Genomic DNA, 24,177 nt, shown 5'->3' with positions numbered 1-24,177 from the left:
GCCATCATCGGAGGATCCCCGTGGCCCAGACCAGCACCCGGCGCGCGCAGACCGCGCCCGACCCCGACGACTCCCGCAAGCCCGACGACCCCGGCGACGTCACGAAGCGCTCCTGGGGCTACGTCCTGAAGAAGACTTTGCGCGAGTTCGGCGCCGACCAGTGCACCGACCTGGCGGCGGCGCTCACCTACTACGCCGTTCTCGCCCTGTTCCCGGGCCTGCTGGCCGTGGTGTCGATCCTGGGCCTGTTCGGCCAGGCCGAGACGACCACCGACACCGTGCTCGAGATTCTCGGCGGCTTCGCCTCGCAGGACGTGCTCGACACGATCCGCGGCCCCGTGCAGGAGCTGACCTCCTCCCCCGCCGCCGGTCTCGCCTTCGTCACCGGTCTCGCCGGCGCCCTCTGGTCCGCGTCCGGCTACGTCGGCGCGTTCGGCCGCGCCATGAACCGCGTCTACGAGATCGACGAGGGCCGGCCGATCTGGAAGCTGCGCCCGACCATGCTCGGCGTCACCCTCTTCTCGGTCGTGCTGCTCGTGATCGCCGGGCTCCTGCTGGTGCTCAGCGGACCGGTCGCCGAGACGATCGGCCAGGCCATCGGCCTCGACGAGGTCGCACTGACGGTGTGGAGCATCGTCAAGTGGCCGGTGCTGATCGCGATCATGATCGTGATCATCGCCGTGCTCTACCACTGGTCGCCCAACGTGAAGCAGCCGAAGTTCCGCTGGACGAGCCTCGGCTCGATCCTCGCCCTCGTCATCTGGGCGCTGGCCTCGGCCGGGTTCGCGTTCTACGTGGCCAACTTCGGCAACTACAACAAGACGTACGGCGCGCTCGGTGGCGTGATCGTCTTCCTCCTCTGGATCTGGATCACCAACCTGGCGCTGCTCTTCGGCGCGGAGTTCGACGCCGAGCTCGAGCGCGGCCGTCAGCTCCAGGCGGGCATCGAGGCGGAGGAGCACATCCAGCTCCCGCCGCGCGACACCCGCAAGAGCGAGAAGCAGGCCGAGAAGCACGCCGAGGACGTGGCGGACGGCCGGAAGCTGCGCGAGACCGCGGGTCGCGAGACCGCCGACCGCGACTGAGCGGAGGCGCGGCGCGGGCGGGAGGGTCGACGACGCCCCGCCCGCGCCGCACCCCTCGCCCGCTTCTCCCGCCCGCGCCGCCCCTCCCGCTCGCGTAGCGTCGGACGGTGACCTCGCCCGACCGCCGCAGCCTCGACCGCAGGATCCTGCGCCTCGCGGTGCCCGCGCTGGGCTCGCTGATCGCCGAGCCGCTGTTCCTCCTCACCGACTCCGCACTCGTCGGGCACCTGGGCGCGGTGCCCCTCGCCGGTCTCGCGCTCGGCGCCGCCGTGCTGCAGACGATCGTCGGGCTGATGGTGTTCCTCGCCTACACCACCACTCCGCTGGTCGGTCGTGCCCTCGGCGAGGGCGACGAGCCCAGGGCCGTCGCGGCGGGGATCGACGGCGGCTGGCTTGCGCTGGCGCTGGGAGCGGTGCTCGCGGCAGCCGGTGCTGTCAGCGCCCCGCTCGTCATCGGGCTCTTCGGGGCGGAGGCGGCCGTCACCGAGGCGGGCGTGCGCTACCTCGCCGTCAGCATGGCCGGGATCCCCGCCATGCTCGGGGTCTTCGCCCTCACCGGGCTGCTGCGAGGCTTCCAGGACACCCGCACCCCGCTCGTGATCGCGGTGGCCGGATTCGCGCTCAACGCGGGCCTGAACGCGGTGCTCATCCATCCGGCCGGCCTGGGGATAACCGGGTCCGCGCTGGGGACGGTGATCGCCCAGTGGGCGATGTTCGGCGCCTACGCCCTCATCGCCGTGCGGCTGGCGCGACGCGTCGGCGCTCCGCTGCGCCCGCACCTCCGGGGCGTCCTCGGCTCGGCCGGATCGGGCGGCTGGATGCTTCTGCGCACCGCGAGCCTGCGGGCGGCGATCCTGCTCGCCGTCGCGATCGCGGGCTCGCTCGGGGCGGAGGAGCTCGGCGCCTTCCAGGTGGCCATGACGCTCTTCGGAGCGGTCGCCTTCGCCCTCGACGCCCTGGCGATCGCCGCGCAGGCACTGCTCGGCCGTCTGCTCGGCGCGGGAGACCGCGCGCAGGCCCGCGCCGTCACGAAACGGTGCGTGACCTGGGGAATCGGCGCGGGGATCGTCCTCGGAGCACTCGTCACCGGCCTCAGCGGCGTCCTGCCGTTCGTCTTCTCGAGCGACGCGGAGGTGCTCCGCCTGCTGCCCGCGCTGATCGCGATCGTCGGCATCACGGCTCCGCTCGGCGGCTACGTCTTCGTGCTCGACGGCGTCCTGATCGGCGCCGGCGACGGCCGCTACCTGGCGCTCAGCGGACTCGTGAACCTCGCGCTCTTCGCCCCGCTGGCCCTCCTGGCGACCCTGGCACCCGCCGACGGACGACTGACGGCGCTCTGGATCGCGTTCGCCGGCGGCTATCTGGGAGCCCGCGCGCTGACGCTCGGCCTGCGGATCCGCGGCGAGGCGTGGCTCCGCTGACCCCTCGAACAGAGTTTCGAACAGGCTGTGGAGAACCCTGTGGAGAACTCACCCGTCCGGCGGGGTCCTCGTACGATCTGCAGGGGATCCGAACCGGAAAGCTTGCACATCCCTTGTGCCGTTCCCGACGGGTGCCTCATCCCCTGCGAATCGCACGAACACCTGCAGATCGCACCGGCACCTGCACACGACACGAGCACCTGCAGATCGCCCGTTCAGCGGGTCACCGCGGCGGCGCGCTCGTGTTCCCGCGGTGGAACACCGCGTGGAAGCACACCGGGGCCGCCTCCTCGCCCGCGAGCAGCGCCAGCGCCGCCCGCCCCGCCGCGCGCCCCTTGTCGACCGCCGGCTGCACCATCGTCGTGAGGTCGTAGCCCGCTGCGAGTCCCGGCACCTGCACGCCGTCGAAGCCCACCACCGACACGTCCTCCGGGACCCGCAGCCCGAGCTGCTCAGCCGCCAGGATCACGCCCACGGCCAGCAGATCGCTCTGCGCGAGGACCGCGGTCGGCCGCTCCGCCCCGTCGAGCAGCGCCCGCCCCGCCGCGACGCCCTCCTCGACCGTGCTCGCCGTGGCGGCAACGGCCTCCAGCTCGCCGAACACGTCGCGCGCCCCGTGCAGCCGCTCCACGGCCGTGATGCTCGAGCTCGTGCGCCAGCCCTCCGGCACGGGCCCGCGGCGGCGGTCCTTCGAGAAGGGGAGGGTCACCGCGGCCACCCGCTCGTGCCCCAGATCGCGCAGGTGCTCGGCCAGTGCCCGGGTCGCCTCGCGGTTGTCGAGGGTGACGATCGCCGATCCGAACTCGGACACGCCCTCGACGACCACGACCGGCACGCGCCGCCGCTGCAGCAGCGCGACCGACTCGTCGACGGTCGGGCTGCAGCCGATCAGGATCATCGCGTCGACCGGCGCCGTCGCCATCAGCCCGGAGCCGTCCCCGGTCTCGGTCAGCAGCAGTATCCCGGCGTCGGCGCCGCCCAGCACGTCGGCGATGCCGTCGAGCATGGCGATCCTGATCGGGTCGCGGAAGGCGTGCAGCACGCGCTCGTCGACCACCACTCCGACGATCCCGGAGCGGCCGCGCCGGAGCGACTGCGCGCGCGGATCGGGGCCGGCGTAGTCCAGCTCGGCAGCGGCCTTCAGGACGCGGTCGCGCGTCGAGGCCGAGACGGGTCCCGATCCGCTGAAGACGAGCGAGGCGGTGGAGGCCGAGACTCCGGCGAGCCGTGCCACTCGGGCCAGGGTCGGTCGCCCGGGGCGCTGCTCGGCGCGGGACTTCTGCGACTCCACGATCCTCCTCGACAAGGCCGGCCGGCGCGGCGCTTCTTGACCGCCCCGGAGGTTCTGGATAGCTTAGTCCGGCCCGCCTCGAATCGATTCGACCGGGTCGGACCCCGCCCCGCGGGCCCGGCGACGCCGCTCTGAGCGCCCGGGCGCGCCCGCCACAGGAAACACCGTCATGACCAGCACCTCCGCCCTCTCGCGCCGCGAACTCGTCGCGTGGCGCAACGCCGTCTTCACGATCTTCGTGCTGAGCGGTCTGTCGATCGCCACGTGGGTGTCGCGCACCCCGGCCATCCGCGACGAGCTGCAGCTCTCGACCTCCGGGGTCGGCCTGCTGATCCTCGCCATGTCGATCGGAGCCATCGTCGGCCTCATGCTCTCGACCGCGATCATGTCGGCGCTCGGGGCCCGTCGCGGCATGGTCGCAGCGCTCACCGTCTGCGCGTCCGGCCTCGCGATCCTCGGAGTCGCGGCCGACGCGCTCGGCGCGCTCCCGGTCGCCTTCGCGGGCATGGCGCTGCTCGGCTTCGGCAACGGCGCGGTCGACGTGATGATGAACGTCGAGGGGGCCGCCAACGAGAAGGCCTTCGGCACGACGCTGCTCCCCCTCTTCCACGCCTTCTTCAGCCTCGGCACCGTCGCGGGCGCGCTCCTGGGCGCCGCCGCCTCCGCCCTCGCGATCCCCGTGGCGGCGCACCTCGTCGGCGTCGCGATCGCGGTGGTCGCCACCGTCGTCGTGGCGATCCGCTTCGTGCCCGTGCGCGCCGACCTCGACACCCAGGGAGTCGCGACCGCGAAGCCCCCGATCCGCGAGCGCGTGGCCGCCTCGCTCGGTGTCTGGCGCGACCTGCGGCTCGTGGTCATCGGCCTGATCATGCTGGGCATGGCGTTCGCCGAGGGATCCGCGAACGACTGGATGACCCTCGCGATGGTCGACGGGCACGGCGCGGACACGACCACCGCCGCGATCGTGTTCGGAGTCTTCGTCGCCGCGATGACCGTCGGCCGCGTCCTCGGCGGACCCGTGCTCGACCGCTTCGGACGCGTCCCCGTTCTGCGCGGATCGGCGCTGCTGGCCGTGGTCGGCATCCTGCTCTTCATCCTCGCCCCGGTCGACGCGCTGGTGATCACCGGCGCCGTGGCCTGGGGGCTGGGCTGCTCGCTCGGCTTCCCCGTGGGCATGTCGGCGGCGGCGGAGGGACCGCACTCGGCCGCGCGGGTCAGCGCCGTCGCCACGCTCGGCTACGTCGCGTTCCTCGTCGGACCTCCGGCGATCGGCTTCCTCGGCGAGCACGTCGGCATCCTGAACGCGCTGTTCCTCGTGCTGGCCCTGGTGGTCGTGGCGGGTCTCGCCTCGCCCGCCGCGCGTCCCGCCCGCGCCCGGGTGGACGCATGACGGCCCCGAGCCGCGAGCGCTGCCGGGTCGCGCTCGTCACCGGCGCGAACCACGGCATCGGAGCTGCGATCGCCGAGCGCCTCGCCGCCGACGGCCTCGCCGTGCTGGTCGCGTTCCTCGCCGAGGACCTGCCCGAGTACGAGCCCGAACGGCAGAGGCGCGCCCACGCGAGCGACGGCGAGCAGGTGGCCGAGCGGATCCGCGCGGCGGGCGGCCGCGCGCTGGCCGTCTCGGCCGACCTCCGCGACGCCTCCTCGGCCGCCCTGCTCTTCGACGCAGCGGAGCGGTCGCTCGGGCCGGTCGACGTGCTCGTCCACAACGCGACCGGCTCGGTCATCGACACCTTCCGCGCGCGCGAGAGCGACTGGATGGGCCGCCCCCAGCGCCGCGTCGACGCCGCGAGCATCGACGCGGTCCTCTCGGTCGACGCCCGCGCCGGCGCTCTGCTGATCGCCGAGCTCGCCGCCCGCCTCGAGGCCCGCGGCGGTCACGGCGGCCGCATCGTCACTCTCACGTCGGGAGGCGAGCGCGGCTTCCCGGGCGAGGTGTCCTACGGCGCCGCGAAGGCCGCGCTCGTGAACTACACGATCTCGGCGTCCCTCGAGCTCAGCCCGCTCGGCATCACGGCGAACGCCGTGCACCCGCCCGTCACCGACACGGGCTGGGTCACCGACGACGTCCGCGAGGCGGTCGCCGCGGACGACTCCTTCTTCGACGTCGCCGAGCCGGAGGAGGTCGGCGACCTCGTCTCGTACCTCGTGTCGCCCGCGGGCCGGCGCGTGACCGGGAACGTCGTCCGCCTGGCCTGACCGCCCTCCCGTCGAGCCCACGCCCTAGGATCGCCAGCACGGCGGAGGGATCGCGCATGACGGTGTTCCAGGCACGGGACGGCGCACTCCTGCACGCCGACGAGCACGGCACCGCCGGCAGCCCGCCCCTCGTCGTCGTCCCCGGCGGGCCGGCCCGCCACCCCGACTACCTCGGCACGTTCGAGCCGATCGCCGGCTGCCGGCGGATCCTCGTGCTCCATCCGCGCGGAGTGGGCGGCTCTGCCGACGCGCCCGTGCGCTCCTTCGCCGACCAGGCCGACGACGTGGAGGACCTGCGCCGGCACCTCGGAGTGGCCTCCATCGACGTCCTCGCGCACGCCACCGGGTGCCGCACGGCGCTCGTGCACGCCGCGCGGCATCCCGAGCGCGTCTCGCGGCTCCTCCTGATCTCCCCGGCGACGGGGTGGCTCGGAGTCGGGCGCGACGACCGCTACGAGATCGCGGCCCGACGGATCGGCGCGGGCTGGCTCGGCGACGCGATCGAGGCCGCGGTGCTGATGCACGACGAGACGGACGCGCAGCGGCGCATCGAGCTCTACCGCCGCGCCGCCCCGCTGGGCTGGTCGGTCTGGGACGAGCGGGCCCGGGCGCACGAGCGGGCCGCGACCTGGTTCCCGGACGCCTTCGCGGGGTTCTTCACGACCGTGGACGCCTCGGCGCTGCGGCAGGCGCTGACCCTCCTGCGCTGCCCCGTGATGATCGTCGGCGGCGAGGACGACGCCCTCGTCGGGGTCGAGCCGCTCGCCGAGCTCAGCGCCCTCTTCCCCTCGGGCAGTCTCGCGGTCGTCGAGGGTTCGGGCCACTACCCGTGGATCGAGGCGCCCGCCGAGTTCGCGCTCGCCCTCCGCGCCTTCGTCTCGGAGGTGCCCCCCGCTCCTCCCGCGGGTCGGCGGAGACCGAGCAGCCGGACCTGACCGCGTCTATCCTCGACGGGTGCGTCTCGTCATCGCGCGCTGCTCCGTCGACTACTCCGGCCGTCTCAGCGCCCACCTCCCCCTCGCCACCCGCCTGCTGCTGGTCAAGGCCGACGGCAGCGTCCTCGTGCACTCCGACGGCGGCTCGTACAAGCCGCTGAACTGGATGAGCCCGCCCTGCACCCTGATCACGGGCGAGCCCGACGAGACGGCACGGGAGTCGGGCGTCGTCGAGCAGTGGACGGTCGCGCACAAGAAGACGGGCGACGCCCTCGTCGTCTCGATCCACGAGGTGCTGCACGACTCCGCGCACGAGCTCGGAGTGGATCCGGGCCTCGTGAAGGACGGGGTGGAGGCGCATCTGCAGCGCCTCCTGGCCGAGCAGATCGACCTCCTCGGCGACGGCCACACTCTCGTGCGCCGCGAATACATGACGGCCATCGGACCGGTCGACATCCTCGCGCGGGATTCCCGAGGAGCCGCCGTCGCGGTCGAGATCAAGCGCCGGGGAGAGATCGACGGAGTCGAGCAGTTGACCCGTTATCTCGAGCTGATGAATCGCGATCCGCATCTCGCCCCGGTCACCGGTGTGTTCGCCGCGCAGGAGATCAAGCCGCAGGCGCGGACGCTCGCGCAGGACCGCGGAATCCGTTGCGTCGTCCTCGATTACGAGACGATGCGCGGCGTGGACGATTCGCACACCAGGCTCTTCTAGCCGCGCGGATCGGTCCGACCCGGAGCGATCCCCTCGAATACCGAGTGGCACTCCGGGGCACGGGAAAGGCCCCCGCGGAATTCCGCGAGGGCCTTCTCCGAGCAGATGCGGGGCTCTACTTGTTGGCCGCCGCGTAGGCCGCCTGGACCTCGGACGGGATGCGCCCGCGGTCGGACACCTGGTGCCCGTTGGCGTTCGCCCACTCGCGGATCGCCTTCAGCTGCTTGGGGTCGCTCTTGGACGCCGAGGCGACCGAGGCGGCCGCCGCCGGACGCGAGCCGACGCGGCGGGCGCTCGAGACGAACTTCTCGAGGGCGGAGTGCAGCGCCTCGATGTTGTCGGGCCCGAGATCGATCTCGTAATTGGCGCCGTCGATGCTGAAGCGGACGGTTCCGCCCTCTCCCGAATCGATGGGCGTTCCGTCGATGTCGTCGACGAGAGTGATCTTCTGAGCCACTTTTCCTCCTGTAGTGCTGATGACGCGTGAAGTACTGCGAATGCTTTCCGCGCCGCGTACCGACCGCACTGTAGAACCTATGTCGGTGGAAGACATTACTCTCTTCCGACTCGAAAGCAGAGCATTCGGCGGTGCGTGGCGCTTCTCGAACGTCCGATAAGCGCTTCTCCTCGGTCCCGATCACCGCGGATAAAGGGAGCACGGCGCTCTGCGCATCACTTGTCGGGGCATTGCCTGCGAATTCCCTCAGCGAGGTCGTCCGATCCCGATTGGAGAGCCGGAGCGATCCCGGATAGCGTGAAGCCATGGCACGGAGAGTCGGACCCCCCGCGCGCCCGGCGAAGCCCGGTCCCTACCGCAACGTCCCGGCGCGCGAGGCCCTCGAGGCCCTGATCGCCGCTCCGTCCGCGGAGGCCGTGGAGCGCCTCCTGAACGCCTGCCTCGACGGCTCGCTCGTGGTCGACGTCACGGGATCGCAGCCCGGCGGCGTGCCGCACGTGCGCACGGTCGCCACGACGACCGGCGAGCAGGTCCTGCCGCTGTTCACCTCGACCGACGAGGTGCGCACGGCGATCCCGCGCCAGCAGCACCCCCGCGTGCAGATGCTCGTCCTGCCCGGACGCGAGGCCTTCGCACTGATCCGCACCGCCGACTTCGTCGCCGTGCAGCTCGACCCCGGGTCCCTCGCGCAGGTCGTCACCCGTTCGTTCATCGAGAACGCCCTCGAGGCCCCCGAGCGCCCGTAGAGTGTTCTCCCCCGACGGGGCAGCGTCGGCGTCCCCGCGTCACCCGAGGTCAGGAGCCCCGCCATGTCCGACACGACACTCGCCCCGAGCGGCCTCGACGAACGCGCCGGCACCTGGACCTGCATCCTCTTCGACCTCGACGGCACCATCACCGACTCGGCGCCCGGCATCACCGGGACGCTCGTGGACACCTTCGTCGAGCTGGGCCGCCCGGTCCCCACTCCCGCCGAGCTGCTGGCCTACGTGGGCCCGCCGCTGCTCGACGCCTTCCGCGCCCTGGGCGGCATGAGCGTCGAGGAGGCGCAGGGCGCCCTCGAGGTCTACCGCCGCCGCTACAACGCCGGCGGCCTCTTCGACTCCTCGCTCTACCCGGGCGTGCCCGAGGTCCTCGCGCGCATCGCCGAGGCGGGGGTGCCGCTGTCGCTCGCGACCTCGAAGCCCGAGTCGGCCGCGCGGCGGATCCTCGAGCACTACGGCCTCGCGCAGCACTTCACCGTGATCTGCGGTGCCTCCGAGGACGAGGTGCGCAGCGCCAAGGCCGACGTGGTCGAGGAGGCGCTGCGCCGGCTCCGAGCGCTCGACGTCGACCTCTCGACGCCCGTCATGGTCGGCGACCGGGAGCACGACGTGCACGGAGCGGCGGCCCACGGCATCCCGACGATCATGGTCGAGTGGGGCTACGGATCTCCCGCCGAGGCCGCCGGGACCGTGGCCGTGGTGTCCGGGGCCGAGGAGCTCGCGACCCTGCTGCTCCCCTGAGCCCCGTACGATGAAGGCATGACTGGTCTGGGCGTCATCCTCTCGTTCGCGCTGTTCCTCGGCGGGATCCTCCTCCTGGGGAACGCCTTCCTGTTCCCCGCGCTGGGCGGATTCATCTTCTTCGGCGGCATCCTCGCGATCTCGCTGTCGCTCGGCGTCGCGTTCCACATCCTGCCGAAATCGCAGTAGCCGGCCCGCGCTGAGCGGGTGCCGCGTCAGCCCAGGGTGCGCGCGTCGAGGTTGATCACGCGGCCGATGTACACGGCCTCGCCCGCACCCGCGACGTCGGGGTTCATCCGGAGCAGCTGCTGCACGGGGATCCCGAACCGCTGCGCGATGTCGAAGAAGGTGTCGCCGGCGACGACCGTGTAGCTGACGATCTCGCGCGCGCTGTCGGTCGTCGGCTCGCCCGTGGCGCCGGGAGCCGCGCCGAAGTCGGTCGCGTAGGCGATCTCGGGGATGTCGGGGACCGGGTTCGGCGTGATGGTCACGGTGACCTCGGGCTGCGGCACGAAGACGGTCGCGGTCGACTGCGGCAGCGCGGCGGTCACGGTGGGGTCGGGAGTCGGGGTCGCCTCCGCGAAGACGGTGACCGTGACGGTGGGAGTGGGGCTCGGAGCCGCGCATCCCGTGAGCGCGAGCAGCGCGCCCGTCGCCAGTGCCACTCCGACTCGTCCTGCGCGCACGTCCCCGCCCTCCGTCGAGCCCCCGCCCCGGGCACTCCCGACCACCCTAGGAGACAGGCGGGCGGTGCGGTCGCGGCGCGGCGGGATCAGGCGTGCGGCTCCGGCAGCACGCGCAGACCGCCGCCGCCGTTCGCCGAGTCCATCAGCACCTCGACCCAGGCCGGGTTGATGGTGGGCTGGCGGCTGCCCGCGAAGTGGAACTGCAGCGCGATGTTCGGGTTCATCCAGAACGAGTGGCGGCCGCGCGCCCCCTCGGGCATGGAGTCGAGGGTGAGCGGGAAGCGCTCGTCACGGCGGAACTTCGCGTAGACCACGATCTGGAGGTGGGCCAGGGTCCGGTCCTCGATCTCGATGACGGCCGGTGGTGTGCCGTAGAGGAATTGACCCATGGCCCCAGCCTATCTCTAGATAGACTTTCTACTAGAGAATCTAGCTAATTCTCGGAATGCGGCTCGTCGTCCTCGACCTCGGCGTCGATCTCGTCGACCGCCGAGCTCATCCGGCGGAGGAAGTTCACGACGACCTCGGCCTCCTGCGCCTCCAGATCCTCGGCGATCTCGAGCATCCGCCGGTGCATGTGCTCCAGCGTCTCGCGCACCTCGCGGTCGCTGTCGACGGTCGCCTCGACGACGATGCCGCGGCGGTCCGTCGGGTGCGGCTTGCGCACGAGGTGACCGCTGCGCACCAGACGGTCGATCAGCACCGTCGTGGAGGCGGAGGAGATCGAGAGGTGGCCGGCCAGATCCTTGGCGCTCACGATCTCGCCGCTGCGCTGGCGCCGCAGGAGGTACTGGATGGCGATCAGGTCGGTCTCGCCCATCGCCATCTTCTCGCGGGTGCGGCGCCGCATCGCGACCTCCGAGACGCGGTACGTGCGCATCGCGCTCAGCACCTCGACGGCCCGCCTGGTGGAGGACTCGTCCGGATACCAGTACCCGGCGCCGCTCCTGACCGTCGTCTCGCTCATCCGGCCATCCTAGACGCGCGTGTTACGAGAGGGTCTAGCAGTCACCGCGGAGCACCTCCGCGCGGCCGCCTACGCTGGACCGGTGACCGCCACCCTCGTCGCCAAGGGCCTCTCCGGAGGCTATGCGCACCGCACCCTGTTCGACGGACTCGACCTGACGGTCGCCCCCGGGGACGTGGTCGGCGTCGTCGGAGCGAACGGCGCCGGCAAGTCCACCCTCCTGCGCATCCTCGCCGGCGAGACCGCTCCGCTGGACGGTACCGTCGTGCTCGCGCCCGGCGACGCGTTCGTCGGCTGGCTGCCGCAGGAGCACGAGCGGCGCGAGGGCGAGACGGTCTCGGCGTACCTGGCCCGTCGCACGGGCTGCGCCGAGGCGTCGGCCGAGCTGGACGCGGCCGCCTCCGCCCTCGCCGAGCCCGACCCGGACGGCAGCATCGCCGACCGCTACGCTCTCGCGCTCGACCGCTGGCTCGCGAGCGGGGCCGCCGACCTGGACGAGCGGACCCCCGTCGTCCTCGCTGATCTTGGACTGGCGCTCGCGCAGGGCGTGTCGGGCGGAGTTGCCGCCGACTCCCTCATGACGTCGCTGTCGGGAGGGCAGGCGGCCCGCGTCGGTCTCGCCGCGCTACTGCTCTCGCGCTTCGACGTCGTGCTGCTCGACGAGCCGACCAACGACCTCGACCTCGACGCCTCGAGCGGCTCGAGGCGTTCGTCCGGGGCCTGCGCGGAGGCGTCGTCCTCGTCAGCCACGACCGCGAGTTCCTGCGCCGCAGCGTCACCCGCGTGCTCGAGCTCGACCTCGCCCAGGGCACCACGACGGTCTACGGAGGCGGGTACGAGGCCTACCTGGAGGAGCGCGAGACCGCGCGCCGTCAGCGCCGCGAGAAGTACGAGGACTTCGAGGAGAAGAAGTCCGACCTCGTCTCGCGCGCCCGCGTCCAGCGCGAGTGGTCGAGCCAGGGCGTCCGGAACGCCATGAAGAAGGCGCCCGACAACGACAAGATCCGGCGCAAGGCGTCGGCGGAGTCGAGCGAGAAGCAGGCGCAGAAGGTGCGCCAGATGGAGAGCCGGATCGCGCGCCTCGAGGAGGTCGAGGAGCCGCGCAAGGAGTGGCAGCTGGCGTTCACGATCGGCACCGCCCCGCGCTCGAGCTCGGTCGTCTCGACGCTCAACGGCGCCGTCGCGCGCCGCGGCACGTTCACCCTCGGCCCCGTGTCGCTCCAGGTCGACGCCGGCGACCGCATCGGCATCACCGGGCCCAACGGCGCCGGGAAGTCGACGCTGCTGTCGCTGCTGCTCGGGCGCGTGGAGCCGGAGGAGGGCTCGGCGTCGCTCGGCGCCAGCGTCGCGATCGGCGAGATCGACCAGGCCAGGGCGATGCTCGCCTCCGATGTGCCGCTCGCCGACGCGTTCGAGGCGCTGGTGCCGGAGTGGCCGACCGCGAGGTGCGCACGCTGCTCGCGAAGTTCGGGCTGAAGGCCGACCACGTCGGGCGGCCGGTGGGCGAGCTGTCGCCGGGCGAGCGCACCCGCGCGGCGCTGGCGCTGCTCCAGGCCCGCGGCACGAACCTGCTGGTGCTCGACGAGCCGACCAACCACCTCGACCTGCCGGCGATCGAGCAGCTCGAGCAGGCGCTGGAGGCGTACGAGGGGACGCTGCTGCTGGTCACCCACGACCGGCGGATGCTCGAGACGGTGCAGCTGAACCGGCAGTGGCGGGTCGAGGGCGGCGTGGTCACGGAGGCGTGACTGCGGGCGGGGGTAGATCTCGATACGCCGGCTGCGCCGGCTACTCGATCAGCAGGACCGCTGCTCACCCGTCTGCTGGTCGAGCAGCCCAGCAGGGGCGTATCGAGACCCACCCCCCTCTGCTGGTCGAGCAGCCCCGCAGGGGCGTATCGAGACCCGCGGGACCCGGAGTCAGAGCGACGCCGCCCGCGCCTGAAGCAGCGCGCGCGTGCGGTGGTTGCCGGCCAGGGCGGCGGCCGTTGCGAACTCGGAGCGCGCCTCCTCCCTCCGGTCGAGCCGTGCGAGCAGCTCGCCCCGCACGCTCGGCAGCAGGTGCGACCCGCGCAGGGCCCCCTCCGACGCCAGCCGGTCGACGATCAGCAGGGCCGACGCCGGTCCTGTCGCCATCGACACGGCCACCGCGCGGTTGAGATCGACGACCGGGCTCGGCGCGATCCGGCCGAGCACCTCGTAGAGCAGCACGATCCGCTCCCAGTCGGTGGCGGCGATGCTCGGAGCGACCGCATGGCACTCGGCGATCGCCGCCTGCAGCGCGTAGGCGCCGCGTCCGCGCCCGAGCCGGTCGGCCCGGAGCAGCGCCTCGCGTCCGCGGGTGATCTGCGCGCGGTCCCAGCGCGTGCGGTCCTGATCCTCGAGCAGCACCGGAGCGCCGTCGGCGGCGGTGCGTGCGGCGAACCGCGACGCCTGCAGCTCCATCAGGGCGAGCAGCCCGAGCACCTCCGGCTCGCGCGGCAGGAGGGAGGCGAGCACGCGACCCAGCCGCAGCGCTTCCTGCGCCACCTCGGCACGCACCCAGCGGTCGCCCGACGTCGCCGCGTACCCCTCGGTGAAGATCAGGTAGACCACCCCGAGCACCGCGGCGAGGCGCTCCTTCCACTCCGCCGGCTCCGGCGTCTCGAACGGCACGCCCGCGGCCGCCAGCGACTTCTTCGCCCGCACGATGCGCTGCTGCACCGTCGCGACCGGCACGAGGAACAGCCGCGCGATCTCCTCCGTGCCCAGGCCCCCGACCAGGCGCAGGGTGAGCGCGATGCTCGCCTCCCGCGACAGCACCGGATGGCAGGCGACGAAGACGAGGCGGAGGACGTCGTCCCCGATCGGCTCCCACGCGTCCTCCGCGCCCTCCTCGAGATCCCTCGCCAGAGTGCGGTAGCGGTCGTCGAGCCGCTCGCGGCGCCGCCAGCCGTCGATCGCCCGGCGCTTCGCGACCGCGGTCAGCCAGGCGCCCGGATTCCGCGGGACGCCCGACTCCGGCCACTGCCTCAGCGCCTCGACGAGCGCCTCCTGCGCGAGGTCCTCCGCCGCCCCGACGTCGCCGGTCGTCCGCACGAGTGTCGCGACGATCCGGGCGCTCTCGATGCGCCAGACCGCGTCGACGGCCGCCCGGGTCACGTCCATCGTCAGCGGGCCTGCCCGAGCTCGTCGCGCCAGCCCTCCTCCTTCTGGATGTACTCGTTGTCGGCGAAGTCGGCGAAGTCGCTCTCGTCGGTCACCCGGCGCACCTCGAGCTTGTTGCCGGGGACGAGCGGGCAGCGCAGCGCCCACTCCTTCGCCTCCTCCTTCGATGAGACCTGGATCATCCAGAAGCCGTTGAACAGCTCATGGGTCTCGCCGTAGGGGCCGTCGGTGACGGCGGGCGGCTCGGACGAGAAGTCGACGACGAAGCCGGTCGTGTCGACGTCGTCGGCGAGTCCGTCGCCCGCGAGCAGGACGCCCGCGGTGATCAGGGCCTCGTTGAACTGCCCCATCCGGGTGATGATCTCGTCGATCGGCATCGACTCGTAGGCCTTCTTGGCCTCGTCGGTCGCACGCATGATGAGCATGTACTTCACGGTTCTCTCCTTCGTGCCGGGACGCCGGTGCGTCCTCCTACTGTGGCGTCGAACGGCGAGGACGGATATCGACATCTCCGCCGGGGATTTCCGTCACGGGATCGCCGGAGTGCTCCGCAGGTGCTCGTAGACCACCGAGGTGCGGACGTCGGCGACCTCGCGCCGCTGGGTGAGGCGGTCGATGACGAAGGCGTAGAGGGCGTCGTTGTCGGGCACGGCGACGTGGATGACGAAGTCGTCGGTGCCCGCGGTGACGAACAGGCCGATCGTCTCGGGGAGGGCCGACACCCAGTCGCGGAAGGCCTCGATGGCGACGCGCGACGGCGGGCGGATGCGCACCGCGATGAGCGCCTGCACGGGGCGGCCGATCGCGGCGAGGTCGACGTCGAGCAGGGCGCCGCGGATCACTCCGCGGGCCCGGAGCGCCCTGGTGCGGTCGAGCGCCGTGGTCGGCGAGACTCCGACGGCCGCCGCGACCTCGCGATTCGACTTCCGTGCATCCGACTGCAGTTCGCGGAGGATCGCCGCATCGAGTCCGTCCATGACGGCGATTCTAGGGGTGCTGGCGTACGTCGTACGGATTCCGAGCGCCTCAGCCGTTCTTCGTCCTAGCATCGAGCCCGCACACCGCTCAGGAGGAGACCACATGACCTTCGGATTCGCACCCGACGAGATCGACACCGCCGCATCCACCCGTTCCGCCCGACTGAAGTGGGTGATCGTTGTCGACGGGTCGCTGCCCCCGGGCCGCGCGGTCAACGCGGCCGTCTGCGCGGCGGCCGCCACCTCGGCGGGCGTGACGGGACTCCTCGGGCCCGAGGCTGTGGACGCCGACGGCTCGGTGCACGTCGGCCTGCCGTGGGCGGGGTGCTCGATCCTGGCCGCCGACCGCACGGCGCTGGCGGCGATCCGCGCGAAGGCCGACGCGCACGCCGAGGTGTTCGTGGTGGACGTGCCGGTCGCGGCGCAGGAGACGCGGGTGTACGACGAGTTCCTGGCATCGGTCGCGGAGGCGGGGGCGGACGCGGTGGAGTACTTGGCGGTGAGCCTGGTCGGGCCGCGGAACCGGGTCGACAAGATCGTGGGGCGGTTGCCGCTGATGCCGTGAGGCTCTGGAGGACGGGGATCTCGATACGCCCGCTGCGCGGGCTACTCGATCAGCAAGAGGGGTCGACGCCGCTCCCGCACTGCCTGCTGGTCGAGTAGCCCCGCAGGGGCGTATCGAGACCCGCCCCCTTCAGCACGCGAGCAGGCGGCACCTCCCCCCTTGCCGGTCGAGTAGCCCCGCAGGGGCGTATCGAGACCCGCCTCCTTCAGCAGGCGAGCAGGCGGCCCTCCGCGCGCACCCACACGACGCGATGCGACGCGTCGAGCAGCACCAGGTCGGCGCGGTGGCCCGGCTGCAGCAGCCCGAGGTCGGTGCGGCCGAGCACGCGGGCCGGAGTCGCGGTGAGCGCGCCGACCGCGACGGGCTCCGAGAGGCCGACCGCGTCGAGGGCGAGGCGCAGCGCGCGGTCCTGGGTGAGGGTCGAGCCGGCCAGCGTGTCCGTCCTGCTCAGCACCGCGCGGCCCGCCTGCACCGAGACGTCCAGTCCGCCCAGCCGGTAGACCCCGTCCGCCGATCCCGCGGCGGCCATCGCATCGGTGACGAGGGCGATGCGGTCGGGAGCCGCCGCGAACGCCAGCCGTGCGACGTCCGGATGCACATGCTCGCCGTCGAGGATCAGCTCGAGCACGACGCGCGGATCGGCGAGCGCGGTCGGAACCGGCCCGGGAGCGCGGTGGTGGATGCCGGGCATCGCGTTGAACGCGTGGGTGATCAGCCGGACCCCGCGGTCCACGGCGGTCCGCGCGAGGTCGGCGTCCGCCTCCGTGTGCCCGAGGGCGACGACGACGCCGGCCGCCGCGAAGCGCGAGATCGCATCGAGCGCGCCGGGCAGCTCGGGAGCGATCGTGACCTGCACGAGCGTGCCGCGGGCGGCCTCGAGCAGGCGGTCGACCGCCTCCGGGGTCGGCTCCGCGAGCGCCTCGAGAGCGTGCGCGCCGCGGCGGCCGGGAGCGAGGAACGGGCCCTCGAGGTGGGAGCCGAGGACGAGGGGATCCACCGCCGCGAACTCCGCGATCACGGCGAGCGAGCGCTCCAGCTCCTCGAGCGGAGCGGCGACGAGGCTGAGCACCGAGCGGGTCGTGCCGTGCGCGCGGTGCGCGGCGAGCATCCGGGCGATCACGTCGGCTCCGTCGTCGATCGCCCCTCCTCCTCCGCCGTGCACGTGGAGGTCGAGGAAGCCGGGGACGAGCGTCGCCCCGCCTGCGTCGACGACCTCGGCCGCCGTGAGCCCCCGCCACGAGTCGCCCGTGCCGGTCGCGGTGATCGCCCCGTCGGCGACGGCCACCCAGCCGTCCTCGACGACCCCCCGCGCGTCGACGAGACGGGCGCGGTGGACGACGAGGGCGGTGGGCACGGTCGGGAGCCTAACGGCGGGCTCCCGCGAGCAGCAGGTCGTGGCCGAGGCCGGCGGCAGCCGCCCGATCGAGCAGCACGGTGACGCGCGGGTGCTCGCGCACGAACGACGCCGGCATCCGCTCGTCGATCGGGCCCTGCAGGGCCGCCGCGACCGCCTCGGCCTTGCCCGCGCCGGTCGCGACGAGCAGCAGCTCGCGGGCCGAGAGGATCGTCGCGACGCCCTGGCTGATCGCGTGCGTGGGCACGGCGTCGAGGTCGCCGCCGAAGAAGCGGCGGTTGTCGAGCCGGGTGCGCTCCGCCAGCGCCACGACGCGGGTCCGCGAGTCGCGCGGCGAGCCCGGCTCGTTGAAGCCGATGTGCCCGTTGCTCCCGATGCCCAGGATCTGCACCGCGGCGCCCCCGGCCGCGGCGAGCGCCGCCTCGTGCGCGTCGGCCGCCGCGTGCGGGTCGACCGCGGCTCCGTCGGGCACGTGCAGGCGGGCGGGGTCCAGGCCCAGCGGAGCCACGACCTCGCGCTCGAGCACCGACCGGTAGCTCTCGGGGTGGCCGGCGGGCACACCGACGTACTCGTCGAGGGCGAAGGCCGAGGCCCGGGAGAGGTCGAGGCGCAGGCGGGCGAGGGCGCGGTAGAGCGGCTGAGGCGTGGATCCGGTCGCGACGCCGAGCACCGCGGCCGGGTCCGCGGCGATCACCGAGGCGACGAGGCCGGCGGCGAGGGCGCCGACCTCCTCGGGGTCTGCTCCGACGACGATGTTCACGGGGTCTCCTTGCTGGCGAGTCGGGTGTGGAAGTCGGGGAGCACCGCGTCCTCCGGCGAGAGGCCGAGGTGCTCGGTGAGCGCGACGGCGAGCAGCTGCAGCGGCACGATCGCGGGGAGCGGAGTGAGCTCCTCCGGGAGCCCCGGTGCGAGGCGCACGGCGGTGACGCTCTCGGGCAGGGGCGCGTCGGTGTCGGTCACGACGAGCAGCCCGGCGACGAGCGGCGCCGCGTAGTCGACGAGCGCGAGCGCGCGGGGCAGCAGGGGGCCGTCGAGGGCGAGGACGACCAGCGCGAGGCCGGGGCCGAGGCGGCGGTGCGGACCGTGCAGGAACTCCTCCGTCTCGACGGCCTCGACGGGGATCCGCGCGGTCTCGAGGATCTTCAGCGCTGCCTCCTGCGCCGTGGCGAGGTTCGGGCCGGAGCCGGTGATCGAGACCGAGACGGAGGCATCGAGGGACTGCGCCCATGCGCTCACGAGCGGCTCGGAGTCGAGCGCCGCGGCGACCCGGTCGGGCATCCCGGCGAGGTCCTCCGCTCCCCCGAGCACCGCGGCGAGGGTCGCGATCGTGGCGGTGAACCCCTTGGTCTTCGCGCCGACCTCCTCGGGGCCGCAGCGCAGATCGACCACGACGTCGGCGAGGCCCGGGCGCACGGGCTCCCCGGCGACGAGGACGGTGCGGGCGCCCCGGTCGCGGGCGAGGGCGAGACTGCGGAGCGTCGCGGTGCTGCGGCCGGACTGCGACACGGCGACCACCAGCGTCCGCTCGTCGATCGCATCGGGCAGGTAGTGCAGCACGTCGGTGGGCAGCGCGACCTCGACCGGGACGCCGAGCAGTCGGGCCGCGCGCCCGCGGATCACCCGGGCGGCGAAGGACGAGGTGCCGGAGCCGACGAGCAGCACGCGCTCGGGCGCCAGGGCCCCCAGGGACTCCCGCACCGCCGGCTCCAGCGGGGCGAGTGCACGCCGCAGGGCGGTCGGCTGCTCGTGGATGTACGCGCGGACGGTGCTCACGAGAACCTCACCCGGAGGACGGAGGGCGCGGAGGTGCGACCTGTCACGAGCAGGCGCAGGCCCTCGATCCGGTCGCGGCCGCCGACGTAGTCGACGAGCTCGCCCGGATCGAAGACCGGCGGGCAGTCGGGGGCCGAGCCGGTGCCCGGGCCGATCTCGAGGGTCTCGGCGCCGAGCGAGTAGCGGGCCGTGCCGCCCGCGGGGATCAGGAACGCGCCGTCGGCCAGCTCCTCGACTCCGCTCAGCACGCCTCCGGGCCGCAGCACGATCTCGCCGACCCACGAGGTGTCGGTGCCTGCGAAGTCGAGCGCCAGCTCGACCCCGTCCTCGTCGACGGACACCTCGGCGCGCGTCTCGAGCGCCACAGTGGAGGTCACGCGCGACGGGAAGCTCATCGAGCCGAAGAACCGGCCCTCGCTGCCCAGCTCGTAGTCGCCGTCGGGGCGCCTCGCCGACGCGGGCAGCGGCTGGTGGTACCCGGCCTCGACCCTCGAGGACAGCACTATCGCGGACCCCGGGACGATCGACTCCGGTCGGAACGGCCCGAGCCCGAAGAAGTGCGGGGACACCCGGACCGCCTCGACGACCAGGGCACCGCGACGGGCGCGCACGAGCACCGCCGAGTTCGCGAGCCCGGAGGCGATGCGGCGGTGCCGCGGCACGTCGCTCCCCCCGAAGACGCTCGCACTCACGGCACCGGCGCGCACCCGCACCAGGCCCGAGGAAGCGAAGACCGCGGTGCCGGAGGAGGACCACGGCGCCGACTCCGGCAGCGCGCCGGCGAGGTGCGGCCGCGCCAGCGCCTCCGCGAGGTGGATCTCGGGCTCGGTGACCCCCCGGTCGAGGATCGCGCGCACGACCGCGGCGAAGCGCCCGTCGCCGTCGGCCACCGCGAACTCGCGGAACTGCGACAGGAAGCTGCGGCCGTCGAAGCGCTCGGTCTGGTCCTGGCGGCGGGACTGCACCGTCTCGACCTGCAGGTCGTCCTCGAGGAGGTCGAGAGTGACCGCGAGGTTCCGGCGCACGGCGTCGCGGTAGCGCTCCTCCCCCGTCGCCTCGGCGATCACGAGCAGTGACGGGTTCGAGACGTAGGCGGCGTAGTTGGGGCTGCGCTCCGAGTAGAGGCCGTCGGCCTGCAGGTCGATCCCCTCGGCGAGCCACTCGTCGGCCCTCTCGCGCAGCCGCGCGTCGCCGGTCAGCGCGTGCAGCCGCAGGAGGCCCGCGGTCAGCTCCCAGCGGTGGTTCGGCGTGTGCACGCCGCCCACGAGCAGCGCCTCGACGGTGCGCAGCAGCAGCGCGCGGATCCGCTCGGCGACGCCCTCGAGGAGCGGATCGGGGTGCGCGGCGATCACGTCGAGCACGAGCGCCGCGTCGTTCACGGTGAAGCAGGTGTCCGGGGGCGAGGCGAGGTTCTCGCTGTCGAACAGGCCGTCGGGGCGCTGCATCCGCTCGAGGCGGTCGAGGAGCGGAGCCGCGGCCGACAGGACGGACGCGTCGTGGTGCCGGGGCGACTCCGGGGCCGCGAACGCCGCGACCAGGGTCTTCACTCCGCGCATCGACGGGCGGTGCGAGAGCGTCGCGGGGTCGCGCGCCTCGACGCCGGCGACGAGCCCGGCGTTCGCCTCGGCCAGCAGCCGCAGGTACTCCATGCTCAGTCCTTCAGGCCGGCGTTGACGTCGGCGCCGATCACGTACTTCTGGAACACGAAGAAGATCAGCACGAGCGGGATCATCGAGATCACCGAGGCGGGCAGCAGCACGGTCCACTCGATGTTCTCAGCGCCGACCAGGCTCCGCAGCGCCACCTGCAGCGTGTACTTCGACGGGTCGTTGAGCACGAGCAGCGGCCAGATGTAGTCGTTCCAGCGCCACTGGAACGAGAAGATCGCGAGGGTCAGCACGATCGGCCGGGCGATCGGCAGCATGATCCGGAAGAAGATCGAGAACTCGTTCGCACCGTCCATCCGCGCCGCGTCGATCAGCTCGTCGGGCACGGTGAGGAAGAACTGGCGGAACATGAAGATGCCCGTCGCCGTGATCACCGACGGGATGATGATGCCCGGCAGGGAGTTGTAGAGCCCCAGATCGCGCAGCACCGTGAAGGTGGGGTTCAGGATCACCTCGGTCGGCAGCATCGTGGTCGCCAGGATGCAGACGAACAGCAGCGAGAGCCACTTCGCCCGGTACTTCGCGAGGGCGTAGCCCGTCATCGCGCTGAAGAGCACGGTGAGCACGGTCGTCACCACGGCGACGATCAGCGTGTTGCCGAAGTAGCGCGCGAAGTCGACGCGCTCCCACGCGCGGACGTAGCCGTCGACCGTCCACTCCTCGGGGAGGAACGACAGCGGGTAGGTGAAGAGCTCGCCGCCCGGCTTGAAGGACGAGAGCAGCAGCCACAGCACGGGGAAGAGGAAGATCGCGGCGAGCAGCCACAGGATCGACGTGGGGAGGACGCTGCGCGCGAATCCGCCGGAGCGGCGCCGCTTCCGCACTCCCTTCAGCACGAGCGCGGTGGTCTCGGGAGTCGCCAGTCCGGTGCTCATGAGGCGTCCTTCTTCCGTCGTTCGAAGCCGAGCTGCACGAGGGCGATCGCGAGCAGGAGCACCATCAGCACCATCGAGGCGGCGCTGGCGTAGCCGACCTCGGCCCGCTCGAACCCGGTCTCGTAGATGTACTGCACGATCAGGCGGTTCTGGGTGCCCGGTCCGCCCTCGTTGAGCGCCTGGATCATCGCGAACTCCTTCATCGAGTTGATGGTGGAGAGCAGGATCACGAGGAAGCTCGTGGGGGCGATGCCCGGGAGGGTGATGTGCACGAAGCGCTGCCACGGGTTCGCGCCGTCGAGGGCGGCGGCCTCGTAGTAGCTGCTCGGCACGTTCTTGATCGCGGCGATGAAGAGCAGCATGTTGAACGCCGCGCCGCCCCAGGCCGAGGCGAAGACGACGACCGCCAGCGAGAGGTCCCCGTTCGAGGACCACGGCACGGCGGAGCCGCCCACCGCCTCGATGACGAAGTTGATGAAGCCGAAGTTCTCGCCGAACATCCAGCGCCAGATCACGCCGGTGACGATCGGCGAGACGAGCCACGGGATGAAGAAGATGATCTTCGCCGGCACGGAGCCGCGGGCGTTCGCGTTCACGAGCAGGCTCGCGAGGCCCAGCGACAGCACGTAGCCCAGCGGTACGGAGAGCAGCGTGTAGAGGGCCGTGCGGCCCAGCGACGCCCAGAAGTCGGGGTCGGAGAGCAGCTCCTGGTAGTTGCCGATGCCGATGAGATCGGGCGAGCCGACTCCGCGGTAGTCGGTGAAGGAGTAGAAGACCCCCAGCGCTCCGGGCCAGAGGAAGAAGAGCGCGAAGAGCACGACGACGACGGCCGTGAAGAGCACCGGGGCGAGCCGGTAGCTCGCCTGCGTGCGTCGGCGGGTGCGCCGCGGGCGGGGCGGGGTCGCGGCGGCCGCCGGGACGGCCGTGGCGACCGCGGGGCTCTCGCGGTCGAGGATGGGGCTGGTCAACGCTCTCGTCTCCTTCCGGCGGACGATCGGGCGGGCGGGGCCGCAGCCCCGCCCGCCGTCGATCGTCAGTCGCCGATCTGGTCCTCGGTGACCGAGATGATGTTCTCGATCGTGGTGTCGAGGTCCTGCTCGTCGGCGAGGTAGCGGACGACCTCGGACTTCAGGGGCTCGTTCACGAGGATCTTGTCGTTGTAGCCGTCCTCGAGCGCGCTCGCGCTCTGCACGGCCGCGGTCGGGTCGGACGCCGCGATCTCCTGGTTGTAGACGTCGAACGCCTCGGCGTTCTCGGGGTACGCGACCTCGAGGCCGGTGGTCGCGGGCAGGAAGCCCGAGATCGCCGACAGCTCCGCGTAGTTCTCGGGCTGGTACATCCAGTCGATGAAGTCCTGCGTCTGCTCCTCGACCCCTGTGCCGTCGAAGGCGACGATCCAGTTGGTGCCGAGGTTGGTCGCCTGGACCGGCTGCGCGGGGGTGCGCACCGAGGCCCAGTCGAAGGCGGTGATGTTCTGCGAGAAGTCGGTGATCTGCCAGACGCCCGAGTAGTAGGCCACGACCTGGCCGCTCTTGAACAGCGCGCTGGGGTCGTCGCCCGAGAGCCAGACCGAGCGCGGCATGAACGAGTCGTCGTTGAGCGACTTGAAGTACTCCAGGCCCGTGCGCGAGGCCTCGTTCATCTCGAACGAGCCGTCCTCCTGGCGCTCGACGCCCTTCGAGCCGAACTCGTAGAGGAAGGAGCGGAGGCGGTGCGCGGACGAGTCCATCACCATGCCGTACTTCGCGCCGGCCTTGGCCTGCACGTCCTTGATGGTCGCGACGTACTGGTCCCAGGTCCAGACCTCGTCGGGACCGGGCAGCGGGACGCCGGCCTGCTCGAAGAGGCTGGTGTTGAGGTACATGCCGACGGCGGTCAGGTCGCTCGGCAGCGCCTTCACCTTGTCGTCGTCGTTCGCGTCCTGCACGAGCAGCTCGGGCACGATGTCGGTCTTCTCGGCGACGCTCGAGAGGTCCAGCAGCTCGCTGCTCCAGATCGGGTCGAGAGCGGAGGCGCGGGCGAGGGCCGGCAGGTCGCCCGCCTGGGCGCCGTTGCGCAGCTTGGTCACGAGGTCGTCGTAGGGGATGTCGACGATCTCGACCTCGATCCCCGTCTCCTCCTCGTACTTGTCGGCCATGGCCTGGTAGCCGCCGCCCTGGGAGGCGTCGCCCGAGAGGATGAACTGGAGCTTGTCGGGGGTGCTGGAACCGCCGGTTCCGGCACAGCCCACCAGGGCGGTGAGCGTGGCGGCGGCGAGGCCGACTGCGATCGCGGAGCGAGCTTTCACGAAGGTCGCCTTTCGGTGAAGGGGAGGAGAGGGCACGTGCGGAGGGACGAGCCCAGGTGCGACTCGGTGGGGACTTTCTTATCAGTGCGATAAAGAACGGGTCAACGCGAAAACGTGTGCTGCCCGGTATTGATACGGCCCGGAAACAGGCCGTAACACGCCGGAAACGACCACACCGCCTCCCCCGGATCGGAGGCTTCTGCGGGATTGCCGAGCCGTGCGATGCTGTGGTTATATCTCGCACTGATGGAGAACTCCGAGCCGGAGCTCCG

At 72.3% G+C, this 24,177-nt stretch carries 25 protein-coding genes and 1 pseudogene; 11 read left to right on the top strand and 15 right to left on the bottom strand.

What is annotated here, in order from left to right:
* Positions 1–20 precede the first annotated feature (20 nt).
* Entirely contained in the window at positions 21–1,085 is a 1,065-nt protein-coding gene (locus B0T42_RS00755) for a YihY/virulence factor BrkB family protein (protein WP_077221530.1), read from the top strand.
* A 107-nt stretch (positions 1,086–1,192) separates the two neighbouring features.
* Positions 1,193–2,506 (top strand): MATE family efflux transporter, encoded by a 1,314-nt coding sequence (locus B0T42_RS00750; protein WP_236720030.1) that lies wholly within the window; start codon positions 1,193–1,195, stop codon positions 2,504–2,506.
* 223 nt (positions 2,507–2,729) lie between these two features.
* Here the strand turns inward: B0T42_RS00750 and B0T42_RS00745 are convergent, their stop codons facing one another.
* A complete protein-coding gene (locus B0T42_RS00745; RefSeq protein WP_077221529.1) occupies positions 2,730–3,797 on the bottom strand; it encodes a LacI family DNA-binding transcriptional regulator in 1,068 nt (355 codons plus the stop codon).
* A gap of 169 nt (positions 3,798–3,966) precedes the next feature.
* Here B0T42_RS00745 and B0T42_RS00740 point away from each other — a divergent pair, with 169 nt between their 5' ends.
* The 4 genes from B0T42_RS00740 to nucS are packed head-to-tail and all read left to right on the top strand — an operon-like array spanning position 3,967 to position 7,646.
* The gene (locus tag B0T42_RS00740; RefSeq protein WP_077221528.1) at positions 3,967–5,187 is read left to right on the top strand and encodes an MFS transporter; all 1,221 of its coding nucleotides are present in this window, start codon (positions 3,967–3,969) and stop codon (positions 5,185–5,187) included.
* Positions 5,184–5,996 (top strand): SDR family NAD(P)-dependent oxidoreductase, encoded by an 813-nt coding sequence (locus B0T42_RS00735; RefSeq protein WP_077221527.1) that lies wholly within the window; start codon positions 5,184–5,186, stop codon positions 5,994–5,996. Before B0T42_RS00740 ends, B0T42_RS00735 begins: the two co-directional genes overlap by 4 nt.
* 56 nt (positions 5,997–6,052) lie before the next feature.
* Entirely contained in the window at positions 6,053–6,931 is an 879-nt protein-coding gene (locus tag B0T42_RS00730; RefSeq protein WP_077221526.1) for an alpha/beta fold hydrolase, read from the top strand.
* Between the two features lie 19 nt (positions 6,932–6,950).
* Positions 6,951–7,646 (top strand): endonuclease NucS, encoded by a 696-nt coding sequence (gene nucS, locus B0T42_RS00725; protein ID WP_055794028.1) that lies wholly within the window; start codon positions 6,951–6,953, stop codon positions 7,644–7,646.
* A 115-nt stretch (positions 7,647–7,761) separates the two neighbouring features.
* On the opposite strand, the gene B0T42_RS00720 is transcribed toward nucS, so the two are convergent.
* Positions 7,762–8,103, bottom strand: a complete 342-nt coding sequence (locus B0T42_RS00720; protein WP_077221525.1) for a histone-like nucleoid-structuring protein Lsr2 — start codon at positions 8,101–8,103, stop codon at positions 7,762–7,764.
* 305 nt (positions 8,104–8,408) lie between these two features.
* Here B0T42_RS00720 and B0T42_RS00715 point away from each other — a divergent pair, with 305 nt between their 5' ends.
* From B0T42_RS00715 to B0T42_RS19795, 3 genes are all read left to right on the top strand, one after another.
* Entirely contained in the window at positions 8,409–8,849 is a 441-nt protein-coding gene (locus tag B0T42_RS00715; RefSeq protein ID WP_077221524.1) for an SseB family protein, read from the top strand.
* A gap of 63 nt (positions 8,850–8,912) precedes the next feature.
* Entirely contained in the window at positions 8,913–9,608 is a 696-nt protein-coding gene (locus B0T42_RS00710) for an HAD hydrolase-like protein (protein WP_077221523.1), read from the top strand.
* 18 nt (positions 9,609–9,626) lie between these two features.
* On the top strand, positions 9,627–9,797 hold the full coding sequence (locus B0T42_RS19795) for a hypothetical protein (RefSeq protein WP_157602737.1): 171 nt from the start codon (positions 9,627–9,629) through the stop codon (positions 9,795–9,797).
* Positions 9,798–9,823: 26 nt separating this feature from the next.
* Here B0T42_RS19795 and B0T42_RS00705 read toward each other — a convergent pair whose 3' ends face one another.
* The 3 genes from B0T42_RS00705 to B0T42_RS00695 all read right to left on the bottom strand — a co-directional run bounded on the left by B0T42_RS00705 (position 9,824) and on the right by B0T42_RS00695 (position 11,261).
* Complete coding sequence (locus tag B0T42_RS00705) at positions 9,824–10,294, bottom strand: LysM peptidoglycan-binding domain-containing protein (RefSeq protein WP_139344362.1); 471 nt, start codon at positions 10,292–10,294, stop codon at positions 9,824–9,826.
* A gap of 86 nt (positions 10,295–10,380) precedes the next feature.
* Positions 10,381–10,683, bottom strand: coding sequence for a DUF7882 family protein (locus tag B0T42_RS00700; protein ID WP_055794023.1), 303 nt, complete (start codon positions 10,681–10,683; stop codon positions 10,381–10,383).
* Between the two features lie 44 nt (positions 10,684–10,727).
* Positions 10,728–11,261, bottom strand: coding sequence for a MarR family winged helix-turn-helix transcriptional regulator (locus B0T42_RS00695; protein ID WP_077221521.1), 534 nt, complete (start codon positions 11,259–11,261; stop codon positions 10,728–10,730).
* A gap of 82 nt (positions 11,262–11,343) precedes the next feature.
* Between B0T42_RS00695 and B0T42_RS00690 the strand changes: the two are divergent.
* Positions 11,344–13,009 (top strand): annotated as a pseudogene (locus tag B0T42_RS00690) (ABC-F family ATP-binding cassette domain-containing protein).
* Positions 13,010–13,180: 171 nt separating this feature from the next.
* Here B0T42_RS00690 and B0T42_RS00685 read toward each other — a convergent pair.
* The 3 genes from B0T42_RS00685 to B0T42_RS00675 all read right to left on the bottom strand — a co-directional run bounded on the left by B0T42_RS00685 (position 13,181) and on the right by B0T42_RS00675 (position 15,384).
* Complete coding sequence (locus tag B0T42_RS00685) at positions 13,181–14,407, bottom strand: RNA polymerase sigma factor (RefSeq protein ID WP_077221520.1); 1,227 nt, start codon at positions 14,405–14,407, stop codon at positions 13,181–13,183.
* 2 nt (positions 14,408–14,409) lie between these two features.
* Entirely contained in the window at positions 14,410–14,841 is a 432-nt protein-coding gene (locus tag B0T42_RS00680) for a YciI family protein (RefSeq protein ID WP_077221519.1), read from the bottom strand.
* A gap of 93 nt (positions 14,842–14,934) precedes the next feature.
* On the bottom strand, positions 14,935–15,384 hold the full coding sequence (locus B0T42_RS00675) for an Lrp/AsnC family transcriptional regulator (RefSeq protein ID WP_056868804.1): 450 nt from the start codon (positions 15,382–15,384) through the stop codon (positions 14,935–14,937).
* A gap of 103 nt (positions 15,385–15,487) precedes the next feature.
* Here B0T42_RS00675 and B0T42_RS00670 point away from each other — a divergent pair, with 103 nt between their 5' ends.
* The gene (locus B0T42_RS00670; protein WP_077221518.1) at positions 15,488–15,949 is read left to right on the top strand and encodes a DUF2000 domain-containing protein; all 462 of its coding nucleotides are present in this window, start codon (positions 15,488–15,490) and stop codon (positions 15,947–15,949) included.
* A gap of 205 nt (positions 15,950–16,154) precedes the next feature.
* Here B0T42_RS00670 and nagA read toward each other — a convergent pair whose 3' ends face one another.
* The 7 genes from nagA to B0T42_RS00640 form a co-directional block, all read right to left on the bottom strand.
* Positions 16,155–17,303: an N-acetylglucosamine-6-phosphate deacetylase gene (nagA, locus tag B0T42_RS00665; protein WP_077221517.1), complete on the bottom strand. Its 1,149-nt coding sequence runs from the start codon at positions 17,301–17,303 to the stop codon at positions 16,155–16,157.
* Between the two features lie 10 nt (positions 17,304–17,313).
* Positions 17,314–18,063 (bottom strand): glucosamine-6-phosphate deaminase, encoded by a 750-nt coding sequence (locus B0T42_RS20830; RefSeq protein WP_077221553.1) that lies wholly within the window; start codon positions 18,061–18,063, stop codon positions 17,314–17,316.
* Positions 18,060–19,076: an SIS domain-containing protein gene (locus B0T42_RS20825; RefSeq protein WP_158077995.1), complete on the bottom strand. Its 1,017-nt coding sequence runs from the start codon at positions 19,074–19,076 to the stop codon at positions 18,060–18,062. Before B0T42_RS20825 ends, B0T42_RS20830 begins: the two co-directional genes overlap by 4 nt.
* Positions 19,073–20,725, bottom strand: coding sequence for a hypothetical protein (locus tag B0T42_RS19790; protein WP_158077994.1), 1,653 nt, complete (start codon positions 20,723–20,725; stop codon positions 19,073–19,075). Before B0T42_RS19790 ends, B0T42_RS20825 begins: the two co-directional genes overlap by 4 nt.
* 2 nt (positions 20,726–20,727) lie before the next feature.
* Positions 20,728–21,618, bottom strand: coding sequence for a carbohydrate ABC transporter permease (locus B0T42_RS00650; RefSeq protein WP_077221516.1), 891 nt, complete (start codon positions 21,616–21,618; stop codon positions 20,728–20,730).
* A complete protein-coding gene (locus B0T42_RS00645) occupies positions 21,615–22,586 on the bottom strand; it encodes a carbohydrate ABC transporter permease (protein WP_236720029.1) in 972 nt (323 codons plus the stop codon). The genes B0T42_RS00650 and B0T42_RS00645 overlap by 4 nt, the downstream gene beginning before the upstream one ends.
* Before the next feature lie 65 nt (positions 22,587–22,651).
* Positions 22,652–23,905, bottom strand: coding sequence for an ABC transporter substrate-binding protein (locus B0T42_RS00640; protein WP_077221515.1), 1,254 nt, complete (start codon positions 23,903–23,905; stop codon positions 22,652–22,654).
* Positions 23,906–24,177: the final 272 nt, after the last annotated feature.

Source organism: Rathayibacter rhapontici (assembly GCF_001995175.1).
Taxonomy (GTDB): Bacteria; Actinomycetota; Actinomycetes; order Actinomycetales; family Microbacteriaceae; genus Rathayibacter.
This window is presented reverse-complemented; position numbering and strand designations above follow the sequence as displayed.

Coding starts and splice junctions, on each gene's coding strand:
- B0T42_RS00695 (WP_077221521.1), bottom strand. CDS start 11,261: ATGAGCGAGACGACGGTCAGGAGCGGCGCCGGGTACTGGTATCCGGAC.
- B0T42_RS00740 (WP_077221528.1), top strand. CDS start 3,967: ATGACCAGCACCTCCGCCCTCTCGCGCCGCGAACTCGTCGCGTGGCGC.
- B0T42_RS00730 (WP_077221526.1), top strand. CDS start 6,053: ATGACGGTGTTCCAGGCACGGGACGGCGCACTCCTGCACGCCGACGAG.
- B0T42_RS19790 (WP_158077994.1), bottom strand. CDS start 20,725: ATGGAGTACCTGCGGCTGCTGGCCGAGGCGAACGCCGGGCTCGTCGCC.
- B0T42_RS00735 (WP_077221527.1), top strand. CDS start 5,184: ATGACGGCCCCGAGCCGCGAGCGCTGCCGGGTCGCGCTCGTCACCGGC.
- B0T42_RS00685 (WP_077221520.1), bottom strand. CDS start 14,407: ATGGACGTGACCCGGGCGGCCGTCGACGCGGTCTGGCGCATCGAGAGC.
- B0T42_RS00715 (WP_077221524.1), top strand. CDS start 8,409: ATGGCACGGAGAGTCGGACCCCCCGCGCGCCCGGCGAAGCCCGGTCCC.
- B0T42_RS00710 (WP_077221523.1), top strand. CDS start 8,913: ATGTCCGACACGACACTCGCCCCGAGCGGCCTCGACGAACGCGCCGGC.
- B0T42_RS00675 (WP_056868804.1), bottom strand. CDS start 15,384: ATGGACGGACTCGATGCGGCGATCCTCCGCGAACTGCAGTCGGATGCA.
- B0T42_RS19795 (WP_157602737.1), top strand. CDS start 9,627: ATGACTGGTCTGGGCGTCATCCTCTCGTTCGCGCTGTTCCTCGGCGGG.
- B0T42_RS00700 (WP_055794023.1), bottom strand. CDS start 10,683: ATGGGTCAATTCCTCTACGGCACACCACCGGCCGTCATCGAGATCGAG.
- B0T42_RS00670 (WP_077221518.1), top strand. CDS start 15,488: ATGACCTTCGGATTCGCACCCGACGAGATCGACACCGCCGCATCCACC.
- B0T42_RS00650 (WP_077221516.1), bottom strand. CDS start 21,618: ATGAGCACCGGACTGGCGACTCCCGAGACCACCGCGCTCGTGCTGAAG.